11 protein-coding genes, 1 tRNA gene and 1 pseudogene are annotated in these 14,167 nt (G+C 75.5%); 8 read left to right on the top strand and 5 right to left on the bottom strand.

Features of this window, described 5'->3' with window-relative positions; all coding sequences use genetic code 11:
- Window positions 1-128: 128 nt before the first annotated feature.
- From QQS41_RS05920 to QQS41_RS05910, 3 genes and pseudogenes are all read left to right on the top strand, one after another.
- Window positions 129-416: a DUF4244 domain-containing protein gene (locus tag QQS41_RS05920; RefSeq protein ID WP_448851721.1), complete on the top strand. Its 288-nt coding sequence runs from the start codon at window positions 129-131 to the stop codon at window positions 414-416.
- Window positions 413-784: a TadE family type IV pilus minor pilin gene (locus QQS41_RS05915; RefSeq protein WP_448851720.1), complete on the top strand. Its 372-nt coding sequence runs from the start codon at window positions 413-415 to the stop codon at window positions 782-784. Before QQS41_RS05920 ends, QQS41_RS05915 begins: the two co-directional genes overlap by 4 nt.
- Window positions 673-1,104, top strand: a pseudogene (locus QQS41_RS05910) (hypothetical protein); the annotation flags it as partial. The gene QQS41_RS05915 and the pseudogene QQS41_RS05910, both read left to right, overlap by 112 nt.
- Before the next feature lie 55 nt (window positions 1,105-1,159).
- Here QQS41_RS05910 and QQS41_RS05905 read toward each other — a convergent pair.
- Together QQS41_RS05905 and QQS41_RS05900 are read right to left on the bottom strand one after the other, a co-directional pair.
- Complete coding sequence (locus QQS41_RS05905) at window positions 1,160-2,098, bottom strand: CoA transferase (RefSeq protein ID WP_448851719.1); 939 nt, start codon at window positions 2,096-2,098, stop codon at window positions 1,160-1,162.
- A 10-nt stretch (window positions 2,099-2,108) separates the two neighbouring features.
- Entirely contained in the window at window positions 2,109-4,397 is a 2,289-nt protein-coding gene (locus QQS41_RS05900; protein ID WP_448851990.1) for a DEAD/DEAH box helicase, read from the bottom strand.
- 181 nt (window positions 4,398-4,578) lie between these two features.
- Between QQS41_RS05900 and QQS41_RS05895 the strand changes: the two genes are divergently transcribed.
- Window positions 4,579-4,782, top strand: coding sequence for a cold-shock protein (locus QQS41_RS05895; protein WP_448851718.1), 204 nt, complete (start codon window positions 4,579-4,581; stop codon window positions 4,780-4,782).
- Window positions 4,783-5,080: 298 nt separating this feature from the next.
- The gene (topA, locus tag QQS41_RS05890) at window positions 5,081-8,071 is read left to right on the top strand and encodes a type I DNA topoisomerase (RefSeq protein WP_448851717.1); all 2,991 of its coding nucleotides are present in this window, start codon (window positions 5,081-5,083) and stop codon (window positions 8,069-8,071) included.
- A 205-nt stretch (window positions 8,072-8,276) separates the two neighbouring features.
- Here the strand turns inward: topA and QQS41_RS05885 are convergent, their stop codons facing one another.
- On the bottom strand, window positions 8,277-9,800 hold the full coding sequence (locus tag QQS41_RS05885) for an adenylate/guanylate cyclase domain-containing protein (protein ID WP_448851716.1): 1,524 nt from the start codon (window positions 9,798-9,800) through the stop codon (window positions 8,277-8,279).
- Window positions 9,801-10,048: 248 nt separating this feature from the next.
- Here QQS41_RS05885 and QQS41_RS05880 point away from each other — a divergent pair, with 248 nt between their 5' ends.
- The 3 genes from QQS41_RS05880 (at window position 10,049) to QQS41_RS05870 (ending at window position 12,221) form a co-directional block, all read left to right on the top strand.
- Window positions 10,049-11,260 (top strand): DNA polymerase III subunit delta', encoded by a 1,212-nt coding sequence (locus QQS41_RS05880; RefSeq protein ID WP_448851715.1) that lies wholly within the window; start codon window positions 10,049-10,051, stop codon window positions 11,258-11,260.
- 139 nt (window positions 11,261-11,399) lie between these two features.
- Window positions 11,400-11,472 (top strand) — tRNA-Thr (locus tag QQS41_RS05875).
- A 296-nt stretch (window positions 11,473-11,768) separates the two neighbouring features.
- Window positions 11,769-12,221: a hypothetical protein gene (locus tag QQS41_RS05870; protein ID WP_448851714.1), complete on the top strand. Its 453-nt coding sequence runs from the start codon at window positions 11,769-11,771 to the stop codon at window positions 12,219-12,221.
- Here QQS41_RS05870 and QQS41_RS05865 read toward each other — a convergent pair.
- Both QQS41_RS05865 and QQS41_RS05860 read right to left on the bottom strand, forming a co-directional pair.
- Window positions 12,211-13,077: an ABC transporter ATP-binding protein gene (locus QQS41_RS05865; RefSeq protein ID WP_448851713.1), complete on the bottom strand. Its 867-nt coding sequence runs from the start codon at window positions 13,075-13,077 to the stop codon at window positions 12,211-12,213. The two genes, QQS41_RS05870 and QQS41_RS05865, sit on opposite strands and share 11 nt — an antisense overlap.
- Window positions 13,074-14,147 (bottom strand): FecCD family ABC transporter permease, encoded by a 1,074-nt coding sequence (locus QQS41_RS05860; protein ID WP_448851712.1) that lies wholly within the window; start codon window positions 14,145-14,147, stop codon window positions 13,074-13,076. Before QQS41_RS05860 ends, QQS41_RS05865 begins: the two co-directional genes overlap by 4 nt.
- Between the last annotated feature and the right edge of the window lie 20 nt (window positions 14,148-14,167).

Below are 14,167 nucleotides of genomic sequence, written 5' to 3'. Positions count from 1 at the left end.
AGGGGTCCGCCGCGCCCCGCCGACGGCCGCTCGCGCGAGCCGAACGACCACACGACCACACCAACCACACCAACCACGCAGACCACGGCGCCCGGAACCGCCGGCCGCCGACCAGAAGGGGGACCCTCATGAACCGCACCGACCACGACGTCCGCACCACCGCCATCCCGCCGACCGGCCGGGTGCTGTCCGGCGGAGACGACGACCTGCCCGTCGCCGCCGGCCGCCTCCGCGCGCGACTGGCCCGCCGGGCCCGCCGCGTCCTCGCCGACGACTCCGGCATGAGCACCGTCGAATACGCCATCGGCACCGTCGCCGCGGCGGCGTTCGGCGCGCTGCTCTACACCGTCGTCACCGGCGGGGAGATCACCGACGCCCTGACCGACATCATCGACCGGGCGCTGAACACCCAGTGAGCCGCGGTCCCGCTTCCTCGCCGGGGCGCGCCGCCGGCCGCGCCGCCCGGGTGCTCCGCGACGAGCGGGGCCAGGCCACCGTCGAGACCGCCTTCGGCATCGCGTCGCTCGCCGCCGTGCTGCTGACGGCGGTCTCCGCGCTGGCGGCCGTCGCCGCGCACCTCGCCGCGGTCGACGCCGCCGCGCAGCTCGCCCGCGCGGAAGGCCGCGGCGACCGGGCGGCCGCCGCCGTCATCGCCGACCGACTCGGCGACGGGTGGTCGACGTCGACGCGGCGCGACGGCGACCTCGTCGTCGCCGTCGTGGAGAAGGACCTCGCGCTGCTCGACGTCCGCGCCGAGGCCGCGGCCCTCGCGGAGGAGCCGTGACGCTGGCGCGCACGCGGCGGGGTCCGCGAACAACGTCGCAGGTGGCGCGGGTTCTGCGTGACGACGGCGGAGCCGTCACCCCGGCCGCCGCCCTCCTGCTCGCCGCCGTCGTGGCCCTGGCGGCGGCGGTGGCGCTCGCCGCGGGGGTGCTGGCGGATCAGGCCCGCGCCCGCGGGGCGGCCGACCTCGCGGCCGTCGCCGGGGCCGTCACGGCACTCGACACGGGCGACGAGGCCTCCGGCTGCGCCGTCGCCCGCCGCGTCGCCGCCGCCAACGGGGCGTCGCTGCTGTCGTGCGTGCGGGAGTCGGAGGACGTGCAGGTCTCGGTCGCCGTCGACGGGCGGGAGGCCGTCGCCCGCGCCGGCCCGGCCCCCGTCACCGCACCGCGGCGAACGGCAGGTCGTGGTCGTCGGCCCAGCGCAGCACCGACTCCGTCGACCGGCCGCGCAGGAACGCCGCCAGGCGCTCGCCGAATCCCGCGTCGATCGCGGCGAGCGCCGCCGCCGGGCCCGCGCCGGCGTCGACGGGGGAGCCGATGGCCTCCGCCAGCCGGCGGATGAAGTGCGGCTCCAGGGCGGCGACGGCGACGTGGCCGTCGGCGACCTCGTAGACGCCGTAGACCGGCAGGCCGCCGCCGAGCACCCCGCCCGGCGCGGTCAGCCCGTGCCGCAGCGGGTCGGCGACCGAGTCGGCGGCCTGCCGCAGCCCGACGAGCACCTGCCCGCCCTCGCCGGTGCGGCCGCGGCGCAGCAGCATGCCCAGCGCCGCCGAGGCCGCCGCCTCCGCGCCCGCCAGGTCGGCGACCAGGGTGCGGGGCAGGCCGGGGGCGGCGACGAGGCCCTCGTCGGCCTGGAACGTCAGGTCGTGGCCCGGCCGCTCCGGGTCGCCGGCATCGCCGACGATCTCGACGTGGCACAGCCGCGGGTGCCGCACCGCCGCGTCCGCCAGGCCCATGCGCCGCAGGGCGGAGGGGCGGTGGGAGGTCACCAGGACGTCGGCCTCCGCCAGCAGCGCGTCGACGCGGGCGCGGCCCTCGGCGGACTTCAGGTCCGCGGAGACGATGTCGGCGCCGGCGGCCATCTCCCGATACCAGCCCGGCGCGGCGAAGGCGAGGGGGTCGCCCGACGGCGGCTCCACCTTCGTCAGCGTCGCCCCCATGTCCCGCAGGCGCGCCGCCGCCCGCGGCCCGGGGACGTTGATGGCCGCGCACACCACGCGGATGCCGTCGAGGGCGTCGGGCAGGGGGAGCGCCGGGGAGCCTGCGGCGGTGCCGGTCGAACCGGTGGCGGCGCCGGCCGCGTCGTTCGTCGTCATGCCCCGGACGTTAGCCCGCCGAAAGGTCCTCCACCAGGCCCCCGAGGATCTTCAGCGCACCCGCCTTGTCCAGCGGCTCGTTGCCGTTGCCGCACTTGGGGGACTGGATGCACGACGGGCAGCCGGACTCGCAGCCGCACGCCGCCACCGCGTCGCGGGTCGCCCGGATCCACTCCGCGAAGCGGGCGTGGCCCCGGTCGGCGAAGCCCGCCCCGCCGGCGTGGCCGTCGTAGACGAACACCGTCGGCAGGCCGGTGTCCAGGTGCAGGGCCGTCGACACGCCGCCGATGTCCCATCGGTCGCACGTCGCCACCAGCGGCAGCATGCCGATCGCGGCGTGCTCCGCGGCGTGCAGCGACCCCGGCACGTCGGCGGCCTCGACCCCGCGGCGGCGCAGCCACGCGTCCGTCAGGGTGTACGCCACCGCCCGGGTGACCAGGCGCTGCGGCGGGTAGTCCAGCGGCACGGTGTCCAGCACCTCGCCCGACGGCAGGCGGCGCAGGTACGACGTCACCGAGGTCTCCACCTCCACGTCGACCAGCGCCAGGTGCACGCCGCGGGCGACCCGGCGCGACGCGACGGTGCCCAGCACGCGGATGTCGGTGTCGGCGCGGGCGTGGGTGGTCCACTCCGGCTCCTCCGGGTGCACCAGCGCCACCGCGGACTCCAGGTCCAGGTGGTCGACGACGAAGCTCTCCTGCCGGTGCAGGTAGACGGCGCCGTCGTGGACCTGCTGCATCGCCCGGCCGACGTCGACGGTGCCCAGCAGGCGGCCGTCGGTGCCGTTGACGATGGCGACGTCGCCGCCGGAGCCGCCGCGCAGCCGCACCATCCCGTGCGCCTCCTCCGGCACCGGCCCCTCGGGCCGGTCGCGCCGGTCGGCGGGGTAGAGGCGGTCGCCGCGCAGCCGCAGCCACCCGTCGTCCAGCATGGCGCGGGCGACGTCGCCGGCGCCCCACGCGCGGACCTCCGCCGCGGTCAGCGGCCGCTCCACCGCCGCGCAGTACAGGTGGCCGCGCAGCACGTACGGGTTGAGAGGGTCGAACACGGAGGCCTCCACCGGCCGGCCCAGCAGGGCGTCCGGGTGGTGGACCAGGTAGGTGTCCATCGGGTCGTCGCGGGCGATGAGCACCACCAGCGAGCCCTGGCCGCGCCGCCCCGCGCGCCCGGCCTGCTGCCAGAACGACGCGACGGTGCCGGGGAAGCCCGCCTCCACCACGGCGTCGAGGCCGCCGACGTCGATGCCCAGCTCCAGGGCGTTCGTCGCCGCGACGCCCAGCAGGGAGCCGTCGTCGAGGCGCCGCTCGATGTCGCGCCGCTCCTCCGCCAGGTAGCCGGCGCGGTAGCTCTCCACCCGGGCGGCGATGTCCGCCCGCCCGGCGTTGACCAGCCGCTCGCGCACGCCCATCGCCACCGTCTCCGCGGAGCGGCGGGAGCGGGTGAACGTCAGGGTGCGGGCGCCGTCGGCCAGCAGCCGGGCGGTGATGTCGGCGGCCTCCACGGGGGCGGGGCGGCGCACCGGCGCGCCGTTCTCCCCGACCCGGTCGGGCAGCAGGCCCGGCTCCCACAGGGCGATGGTGCGCTCGCCGACGGGGGCGCCGTCCTCCGTCACCGCCGCCACCGGCTCGCCGACAAGCATCGCCGCGTGCCGCGCCGGGTCCTGCGCCGTCGCCGACGCCAGCACCACGGTCGGCTCCGCCCCGTAGCGCCGGGCCAGCCGCAGCAGCCGCCGCAGCACCAGCGACACGTTCGCCCCGAAGACGCCGCGGTAGGCGTGGCACTCGTCGACGACGACGTAGCGCAGGTTGCGCAGCAGCCGCGCCCACCGGGCGTGCGCCGGCAGGATGCCGATGTGCAGCATGTCCGGGTTCGTGAACGCCCAGCGTGCCCCCTCCCGCACCGCGCGGCGGACCTCCGTCGGGGTGTCGCCGTCGTAGGAGGCGACCTGCGCGCCGGGCGCCGCCGTCGCCGCGAGCTCCCGGGCTGCGGCCAGCTGGTCGGCGCCCAGCGCCTTCGTCGGCGACAGGTACAGGGCGCACGCCAGGTCGTCGTCGGCCAGCGCCTGCAGCACCGGGAGGAGGTAGCCGAGCGACTTGCCGGACGCGGTGCCCGTGGCGACGACGACGTGCCGGCCGGCGCGGGCGTGCTCCGCCGTCGCCACCTGGTGCGACCACGGCCGCTCCACCGCGCGCGCCGCGAACGCCGCCCGCAGCGGTTCCGAGACCCAGTCCGGCCAGTCGGCGTGGACGGCCTCCCGGGCGGGCAGGTCGCGGACGTGCGTCACCGCCGACCGCGGCATCGACGCCGCGATCGGCTCCAGAAGCTCCCGTCCGAACCCGCGCACGAACCCAATTGTGCACCCCCGCCCGACACCGCCCGGCCGCCGCCCGGCGCGCGGACCCGCCGTGATCCGTGGCACACTGTCGCCGAGAGCCCGGCCGCAGCCGGCCGGGCCCCAGGCCCGACTTTTAGGAGCAGACATGGCACAGGGCACCGTCAAGTGGTTCAACTCGGAGAAGGGCTTCGGTTTCATCGCGCCGGACGAGGGCGGCCAGGACGTCTTCGTCCACTACAGCGAGATCCAGGGCACCGGCTTCAAGACGCTCGAGGAGAACCAGCGCGTCGAGTTCGCCATCGGCGAGGGCCAGAAGGGCCTGCAGGCGATGGACGTCCGCGCCCTCTGACCGGACCGCGACCCGGACGACGCCCGCCGAGCGCACCACGCGCGCGGCGGGCGTCGTCACGCATCGCACGTGGTTGCGTGACGACGTCCCCCGCGGGCGCGCACCCGTACCCCGCACCCGCGTCCCGCACCCGCCCCCTCGGCCACCCCCGCCCGGCGGCCGCCCGCCGCGATGTGGTTGCGGGAAATGGTTGATGTGTACGGTGTTCCTTTAGATCCCCGGCAGAACGGATTGCGCGGACGCGCGAATCCCGACGCCGGGACACGTGACCCCGAGAGATTCCAGGCGGAGCACCCAGGTGGCAGACAGCAACGGAACGAAGCGCCTCGTCATCGTCGAGTCGGCGACGAAGGCCCGCAAGATCGCCCCGTACCTCGGCGACGACTACATCGTCGAGGCGTCCGTGGGCCACATCCGCGACCTGCCCCGCGGAGCCGCCGACGTGCCCGCGAAGCACAAGAAGGAGCCGTGGGCGCGCCTCGGCGTCAACGTCGACGACGGCTTCGAGCCGCTCTACGTCGTCAGCCCCGACAAGAAGAAGAAGGTCGCGGAGCTCAAGCGCCTGCTCAAGGAGGTCGACGAGCTCTACCTCGCCACCGACCCCGACCGCGAGGGCGAGGCCATCGCCTGGCACCTCCTCGAGGTGCTCAAGCCCACCGTGCCGGTGCGCCGCATGGTGTTCCACGAGATCACCAAGCCCGCCATCCTCGAGGCCGCCGCCAACACCCGCGAGCTCGACGACGACCTCGTCGACGCGCAGGAGGCCCGCCGCATCCTCGACCGCCTCTACGGCTACGAGGTCTCCCCGGTGCTGTGGAAGAAGGTCATGCCGCGGCTGTCCGCCGGCCGCGTCCAGTCCGTCGCCACCCGCGTCATCGTCGAGCGGGAGCGCGAGCGCATGGCGTTCGTCTCCGCCGGCTACTGGGACCTCACCGCCGTGTTCGACACCGGCGAGGAGTCGTCCGACCCGACGAACCCCCGCACCTTCGAGGCCCGCCTGGCCACCGTCAACGGCGACCGCGTCGCCCAGGGCCGCGACTTCGACGACCGCGGCCGGGTGAAGAAGCCGGAGGGCGTCGTCGTGCTGGAGGAGGGCGCCGCCCGCGCCCTCGCCGAGGCGATCGACGGCGCCGCGATGTCCGTCGCCTCCGTCGAGGAGAAGCCGTACACCCGCCGCCCCTACCCGCCGTTCATGACGTCGACGCTGCAGCAGGAGGCCGGCCGCAAGCTGCACTTCACCTCCGAGCGCACCATGCGCATCGCGCAGCGCCTGTACGAGAACGGCCACATCACCTACATGCGAACGGATTCGACGACCCTGTCGAAGTCCGGCATCGCCGCCGCCCGCGCCCAGGCCACCGAGCTGTACGGCCGCGAGTACGTCGCCGACGGCCCCCGCCAGTACCAGCGCAAGGTGAAGAACTCGCAGGAGGCGCACGAGGCGATCCGCCCCGCCGGCGAGCGCTTCGCCACCCCCGGCGAACTCGCCGGCTCCCTCGACCCGGAGGAGTTCAAGCTCTACGAGCTCATCTGGCAGCGCACCGTCGCCTCCCAGATGGCCGACGCCCGCGGCACCTCCATGAAGGTCACCGTCGCCGGCTCCGGCGGCGGCCACGACGTCGAGTTCACGGCGACCGGCCGCACCATCGTGTTCCCCGGCTTCCTCAAGGCCTACGTCGAGGTCAGCCGCCTGAAGGACGGCCGCGACGTCGCCGACAACGCCGAGCGCCGCCTGCCGCGCCTCGCCGAGGGCCAGGGGCTCACCGCCGGCGACATCGCCGCCGAGGGCCACTCCACCAACCCGCCGGCCCGCTACACCGAGGCGTCGCTGGTCAAGCGGATGGAGGAGCTGGGCATCGGCCGCCCGTCGACGTACGCGTCCATCATCAAGACCATCCAGGACCGCGGCTACGTCTACCCGCGCGGCAACGCGCTGGTCCCGTCGTGGGTCGCGTTCGCCGTCGTCGGCCTGCTGGAGCAGAACTTCGGCGACCTGGTGGATTACGACTTCACCTCCGCGATGGAGGACGAGCTGGACCGCATCGCCGCCGGCCAGGAGGACCGCACCCGCTGGCTGACGGGCTTCTACTTCGGCGCCGACCGCGCGGGCTCCGCCGGCGGCGCCAACGCCGATTCCGACGACGACGGCGCCAACGCCGTCGCCCTGCACGGCGGCCTGAAGGCCATCATCGACGGCAACCTGGAGGCCATCGACGCCCGCCGCGTCAACTCCCTCCACGTCTTCGACGACGCCGACGGCAACCCCGTCGTCGTGCGCGTCGGCCGCTACGGCCCGTACCTGGAGCGCGTCCGCCCGGGCGGCGGCGAGAACGGCGCGGACCTGGTGCAGCGCGCGAACGTGCCGGAGTCGATGACCCCGGACGAGCTGGACCTGGAGACCGCCGAGAAGCTGCTGGCGATGCCGCAGGGCGGCCGCGAGCTGGGCGAGAACCCGGACAACGGCCGCATGATCGTCGCCCGCGACGGCCGCTACGGCCCGTACGTCACGGAGGTCATCACCGACGCGGAGCGCGAGGGGGTGCAGGAGAAGGCCGAGCGCATCATCGCGGAGGAGCGCGCCGCCGAGGACGCCCAGCGCGCCGCGGAGGGCAAGCGGAAGAAGAACTGGGAGACCAAGACCGCCGCGAAGCAGAAGGAGAAGCGCACCCAGGAGATCATCGACGAGACGCTGAAGCCGAAGACGGCGTCGCTGTTCCAGGACATGGAGCCGTCGACGGTGACGCTGGAGGAGGCGCTGAAGCTGCTGTCCCTGCCGCGCGAGGTCGGCGTCGACCCGGTGGACGGGGAGCTCATCACGGCGCAGAACGGCCGCTACGGCCCGTACCTGAAGAAGGGCTCGGACTCCCGGTCCCTGCAGTCGGAGCAGCAGCTGTTCGACATCACCCTGGACGAGGCGCGCCGCATCTACGCGGAGCCGAAGCGCCGGGGCCGCGCCGCGGCGAAGCCGCCGCTGAAGCAGCTGGGCGACAACGACGTCTCCGGCCGCCCGATGTCGGTGAAGGACGGCCGCTTCGGCCCGTACGTCACCGACGGCCAGACGAACGCGTCGCTGCGCAAGGGCGACACCCCGGAGACGATGACCGACGCCCGCGCCTGCGAGCTGCTGTCGGAGCGCCGCGCGAAGGAGGCGTCGCAGCCGCCGTCGCCGATGACGAAGCGGACGGTGAAGAAGTCCCGCAAGACCGCGAAGAAGTCCGCGAAGAAGGCGGCGAAGCGGTCCCGGAAGACGGCGAAGAAGTCCGCCAAGAAGGCGGCGAAGAAGCGCTGATCGGGCGGCCGGGGCGCGCGGGTGGTCCCGCGCGCCGTCCGGCCGGCGGCGCCGCACGTGGTGCGGCGTTCGCGTGACGACGCCCCGGGCGCGCGTGGAGGGCATCCGCGCGCGCCCGGGGCGTCGTCGCGCATGGGGGAGGGGGACGGCGCATGCCGTTCCCCGGATGCGGCGGCGGGGTGCGTCCGCGGCGGCCGCGGGGCGTCTAGGAGCGGTCGGCGAGCGTCGGGCGGATGGGGCGCGCCAGCTGCGTCATGTGCGTGCGGCCGCGGAGCTCCACGGACTTCAGGGACGTCCAGTGGCGCTGCTCCGGCTCGTTGGCCAGCCGCACGGTCTGGGCGGAGGCGAGCACGCGGCCCGGGGTGTCCTTCGCCAGCTCGGTGAGGCGGGCGGCCTGGTTCACGGCGTCGCCGATGACGGTGTACTCGAAGCGGTCGTGGGCGCCGATGTGGCCGGCGACGACGCGGCCGGCGGCGACGCCGATGCCGGCCTTCAGCTTCAGGTTGCGCAGCTCCAGGCGCAGCTCGCGGGCGGCGGCAAGGGCGTGGCCCGCGGTGTCGTCGAGGGGCAGCGGGGCGCCGAACACCGCCAGCGCGGCGTCGCCCTGGAACTTGTTGATGATGCCCTGGTTGCGGTGCACGCAGTCGACGACGATCTCGAAGAAGGCGTTGAGCTCGCGGACGACGGTCTCCGGCGGGTTGTCGACGGCGAAGCGCGTCGAGCCGATGACGTCGACGAACAGCACCGACACCAGCCGGTCCTCGCCGCCCAGCTCCGGCTTCTCCTCCAGCGCCTTCCGCGCGACCTCCGTGCCGACGTAGCGGCCGAACAGATCGCGGACCCGCTGGCGCTCGTTGAGGCCGCGGATCATCTCGTTGAAGCCGGCCTGCAGCACGCCGATCTCGGACGCGTCGTAGATGGGCACCGTCGCCTTCGTGTCGCCGCGGCGCACCCGGTCGACCGCCGCGCCGATTTCGCGCAGCGGGTCGGCGATCGACATCGCCACCAGCATCGTCGCGCCCGCGCCGGCGAACAGCGCCAGCAGCGCCAGCGCCACGAGCGCCGGGATGATCGCCGTCGCGTCGTCGGTGAAGTAGCCCGCCCCCTGCGCGATGACGATGAGCACGACGGCGATGGCCGGCAGGCCCGACGTCATCAGCCACGCCAGCAGCAGCCGCTGCCCGACCGGAGGCTCCAGCGCCGAGTCCGGCAGGCGCCGCGACAGCGCCTCCGTCGCGATGGGCCGCACGATGCGCTCCGCGATGAAGTACGTCAGCAGCGCCACCATCAGCCCGCCGAACAGCGCCGCCAGCGTGACGACGAGCCCCAGCCGCGGCCGGTACGACACCGCGATGACGCCGAACAGCGCCACGCCGAGGCCCCAGATGACCGCGCCGACGATGGCCTGCAGGCCCGGGATCTTCAGCACCAGCTCGCGCACCCTGGACGCGTCGACCCGGTCCTTGTGCCGCTGCCACACCAGCACCGGCTTGAACAGCAGGTACGTGGTGGTGATGCCGCAGACGACGGCCAGGCCCATGTAGCCCAGCAGGATCCAGTACACCGGCTGCGGCAGCTCCGAGAAGCCCGTCAGCCGGCGCAGCGGCAGCAGCCGCAGGAACACGGCGACGCCGAGGGCGCCGATGAGGTTGCACAGGAACACCGCGGCGGCGTACGCGGGCCAGGGCGTCCGCGCGAGCCACCGGAGGTACCTCCACAACCGTTGCATGCGGTCAACTCTAGCCGCCCGCCCGACACCGCGATCCCCGGTTGACCTCATGCGCGGGGACCCGGTGGGGCGGCGCGGATTCGGGGGTGCGCCGCGACCCGTCCCGGCCGGGTGCGGCGGTGCCGCGGCCGCGGGGAGCGGCCGGGGAGGCGGCGGAGCCCGGGCGGATGCGCGGAGGCGGACGCGGGGCCGGGGCGGGGCGGATGCGCGGGGTCCGTCGCGTCGGGGCGGCCGCTAGTCTGGGGCGCATGAACCAGTGGAGCGTCCTGGACCGCGTCCCCGAGGCCGGCGGCGTCCGCGATCTGCTCGCCCGCGCGGCGGAGGCGTCGCGCGCCCCGGACCCGGCGTCGGCCGGCATGACGCACTCCTGGCTGTTCACCGGCGCGCCCGGATCCGGGCGGTCGGAGGCGGCGTTCGCGTTCGCCGCGGCGCTCGCCGGCCTCGACCGCGGTGAGGTCGAGGGGGAGCAGCCCGCCCGCTGGAAGGAGCACGTCGCCGCGCACCCGGACATTCTGCGGGTGCGGGCGGAGGGCCGCGAGATCCTCGTCGGCGCCGCCCGCGACGTCGTCATGCCCTTCGCCTACCGGCGGCCGACCGGCTCGCCGTGGCGCGTCGTCATCGTGGAGGAGGCGGACCGGCTGAGGGACGAGACGGCCAACGCGCTGCTGAAGGTCGTCGAGGAGCCGCCGGCCCGCACCGTGTTCCTCATGTGCGCGCCGTCGACGAACCCGCGCGACTTCTCGGTCACCCTGCGGTCCCGCTGCCGCCACGTCCACGTGCCGGTGCCGTCGGTCGACCACGTCGCGGCGACGCTGCGCGCCGACGACCCCTCGCTGACCGAGGAGCAGGCGCGGTGGTCGGCGGCCGTCGCCAACTGCCACATCGGCCGGGCCCGGAAGCTCGCGCACGACGCGTCGGTGCGGGACTGGCGGGAGAAGGCGCTGCGCTTCGCGGAGGGCGTCTTCGACCCGGCGGTGTCGTACCAGCGCGGCGCCGACATCGTGTCGTCCGCCACCGGCCAGGCCGCCCACGAGCTGGAGGCGCGGGAGGCGGAGGAGCTGGAGAAGCTGGAGGCCTCGCTCGGCGTCGGCGCGAAGGGCCGCGGCGCCGCCTCCGCCACCCGCGGCGCGAAGGGGCAGGTGACGTCCCTGGAGAAGGACCAGAACCGCCGCCGCAAGCGCCACGAGCGCAATCTCGTCGACCTGGCGCTCATGGACGTCCAGGGCCTCTACCGCGACGCCATCCGGGAGTCCCTCGGCGCCGGCGGCGAGCCCATCACCGTCGATCGGGGCCGCACCATCACGGAGCTGGTGCGCCGCGTCCCTCCGGAGCGGCTCGTCGAGTGCTTCGACGCCGTCGGCGAGACCCGCGGTCGCCTGGACACGGAGCTGGCGCTGGGCCCGCTCATCGACGGGCTCGTCGGCAGGCTGCAGATCGCCTGCGGCGTCGGCAGGCGCTGACCGCTGCTCCGGCTGCCGCACCGCCCCCGGCGCCGACTGTCGCACCGTCCTCCCGCATCGGCGCTGGCAGCGGCGCGTTTTTGGACTGCGGCGCGCGTGGGGTAGCATGTCCGGGGTATCCGCGGAGTTCCGCGGGTCCGCCGCCTTAGCTCAGTCGGTAGAGCGCTTCACTCGTAATGAAAAGGTCGCGAGTTCGATTCTCGCAGGCGGCTCAGGAGGAAGGCCCTGGCCACACCCGTTCGACGGGGAGGCCAGGGCCTTGTCCGTGCGTGCCAGGGCCCCCTCCCGGAAGCGCGTGTTTTCCGGATCAATGGGACCCCATCGCAGTCGTTCCACCGAAACCCCGGAGATCCGTGACCATCCGCCGCATCGCCGTCTCCGTCCTCGCCGCCTGCGGCACCGACGCCGCCGAGCCCGCGGGCGACGCCCCCGCGGACTCCGCGGCCCGGAGGCTCCCGCCGGCGGCCACGCCGACGCGTCCTCCGCCACCGGCAGCGTCGGCACCACGATGACGCCGACGCAGATCCGCCTCGACCTCGTCAGCCTGCCGGAAGCCGACTCCACCATGTACATGGGTGCGTCGGGCGCGTGGTTCTCCACTCCGGACGGCTCCGTCACGTGCGAGGTCACCGGCGCCGCCGCCTCCTGCATCGTCGCGGGCTCGACCGTGACGTGGCCGGAGGACCTGCGCGCCGACGCGGGCTCCCCGCAGCCCGCCGACGTCGTCGGCTGGGACGGCGGCGCCTTCGACGTCCCGGTGCGCACCTGGTCGTCGGCGACCTCCTCCCCGGCGACCGGCCGCGCGGTGCCGCTGGAGGCCGGCACCCGCCTGAGCCTCGCGGTGTCCTTCGAGCAGGACGCGCCGAAGCTCATGTGCGGCGCGACGGACGCGTCGACGATGGTGTGCGACCTCGGCAACCGCGGCTTCGCCGTCTTGACGGGGTCGTTCCTCAGCTGGTGACGCCGGCGGGCCCCCGCCCGCGCGGCCGCATCGGCACGATGACCGGGCCGCCGCCGTGGTCCAGCACGGACACGTCGGCCGCGTAAACCTCCGTGACCCGCTCCACGGTGAGGACCTCCGCCGCGGTGCCCTCCGCGACGATGCCCCCGGCGCGCATCAGCGCCATCCGATCGCCGTAGCGGCCGGCGAGCGTCAGGTCGTGCATCGCCGCGACGACGGCGGGTCCGCCGCCGCCCCGCAGCCCGTCGACCAGCTCGAGGACCTCCTGCGCGTGCCCGACGTCGAGCGCCGACGTCGGCTCGTCCAGCAGCAGCACCTCCGGCTCCTGCGCCAGCGCCCGCGCGAGCGCCACGCGCTGCCGCTCGCCGCCGGACAGCTCCGCGACGACGCGCCCGGCCCAGCCGGCCATCCCGAGCTCCCGGAGGATGCGCGTGACGACGGAACCGTCGTCACGCTCGAACGATCCCGTCCGGGGGTGCCTGCCCAGCGCGACGTACTCGTGGACCGTCATCCCCGGAGGCACGACCGGATCCTGCGGCATGAGCGCGACGGTCCGGGCGAGCTCCCGGCGCCGCCGCGCGGCCGCCGGCGACAGCCCGCGCACGCCGGCCGGGGCGGGGGCGAGGCCGCACGCCCGGACCGAGCCGGCCCGGGCCGGGACGAGCCCGGCGATGGCGTGGAGTAGCGTCGTCTTGCCGCAGCCGTTCGGGCCGGCGAGCGTCAGCCACCCGCCGGCGGGGACCGTCAGATCCGCGCCGGCGACGGCGTCGCGGTCCGCGCCGTCGTGGCGCACGCGCAGGCCCCGGCACTCGACGGCGGGCGCCCCGGCCCGCGTCCCGATCCGCGACCCGCTCATGCGGCGGCCCTCCGGCCGCGGCGCAGCAGCCACAGGAAGAACGGGGCGCCGCAGAACGCGGTGACGACGCCGACCGGCAGCTCGCCGGGGGAGACGACCATCCGGGCCACCGCGTCGGCGGCGATGAGGAACGCCGCGCCCCACAGCGCCGTCAGCGGCAGCAGCAGCCGGTGCCCCGGCCCCGCGGCCAGCCGCACGGCGTGCGGGACGATGATGCCGATGAAGCCGATGAGGCCGGACACCGCGACGACCGACGCGGTCGCCAGCGTCGCCAGAGCCACGATCGCGGCGCGGGCGAGGGCCGGATCGACGCCGAGGGAGCGGGCCTCCAGGTCGCCGACCGTCATGACGTCGAGCACCCGCGCCGCGGCGACGAGCGCCGCCGCGCAGGCCACGGCGGGGATCGCCGCGGCCGCGACCGTCGACCACCGGGCGCCCGACAGGCTGCCGAGCATCCACGAGTACACCGACTGCAGCGTGTCGATGTTGCGCTGCTGCACCCACGTCTGCGCGGCGTTGGCGAACGCCGCCACCGCCACGCCGGCCAGTACGATCGCCGTCGCCGACGACCCCCGCCCGGCGCCCGCGCCGACGCACCACGTCGTCGCGACCGCCAGGACGCCGCCGGCGAACGCCGCGCCGATGATCCCGGCGCCCCCGGCGGCGCCGAAGGTCACGCCCGCCGCGACGGCGACGGTGACCGCCAGGCCCGCGCCGGAGCTGACGCCCAGCAGGTACGGGTCCGCCAGCGGATTGCGGAACACCGCCTGGTAGGCGGCGCCCGCCGTCGCCAGCGCGGCCCCCGCCAGCGCGGCGAGCGCCACGCGCGGCAGCCGGATGTCCAGCAGCACGGCGGCGTCGCGGCGGCTCAGCGGCTCCGCGCCGGAGATCGCGCGGACGACGTCGCCGAGGCCCACCGACACCGGTCCCGTGAACACGGCGATCGCCGCCGCGGCCGCCAGGGCGGCGGCGCCGAGGGCCAGCGCCGCGGCGGGGCGGGCCGCGGGCCGGCGCGCGCCGGCCGCACCGGACCTGCGGGACCCGGTGCGCGTAGGGGAGGTCGCGGACATGCGGGGGCGGTGCCCGGCCC

Source organism: Corynebacterium sp. 335C, from assembly GCF_053525695.1.
Note: the sequence above shows the minus strand (reverse complement) of the source record. Positions and strands in the feature narration are given on the sequence as shown.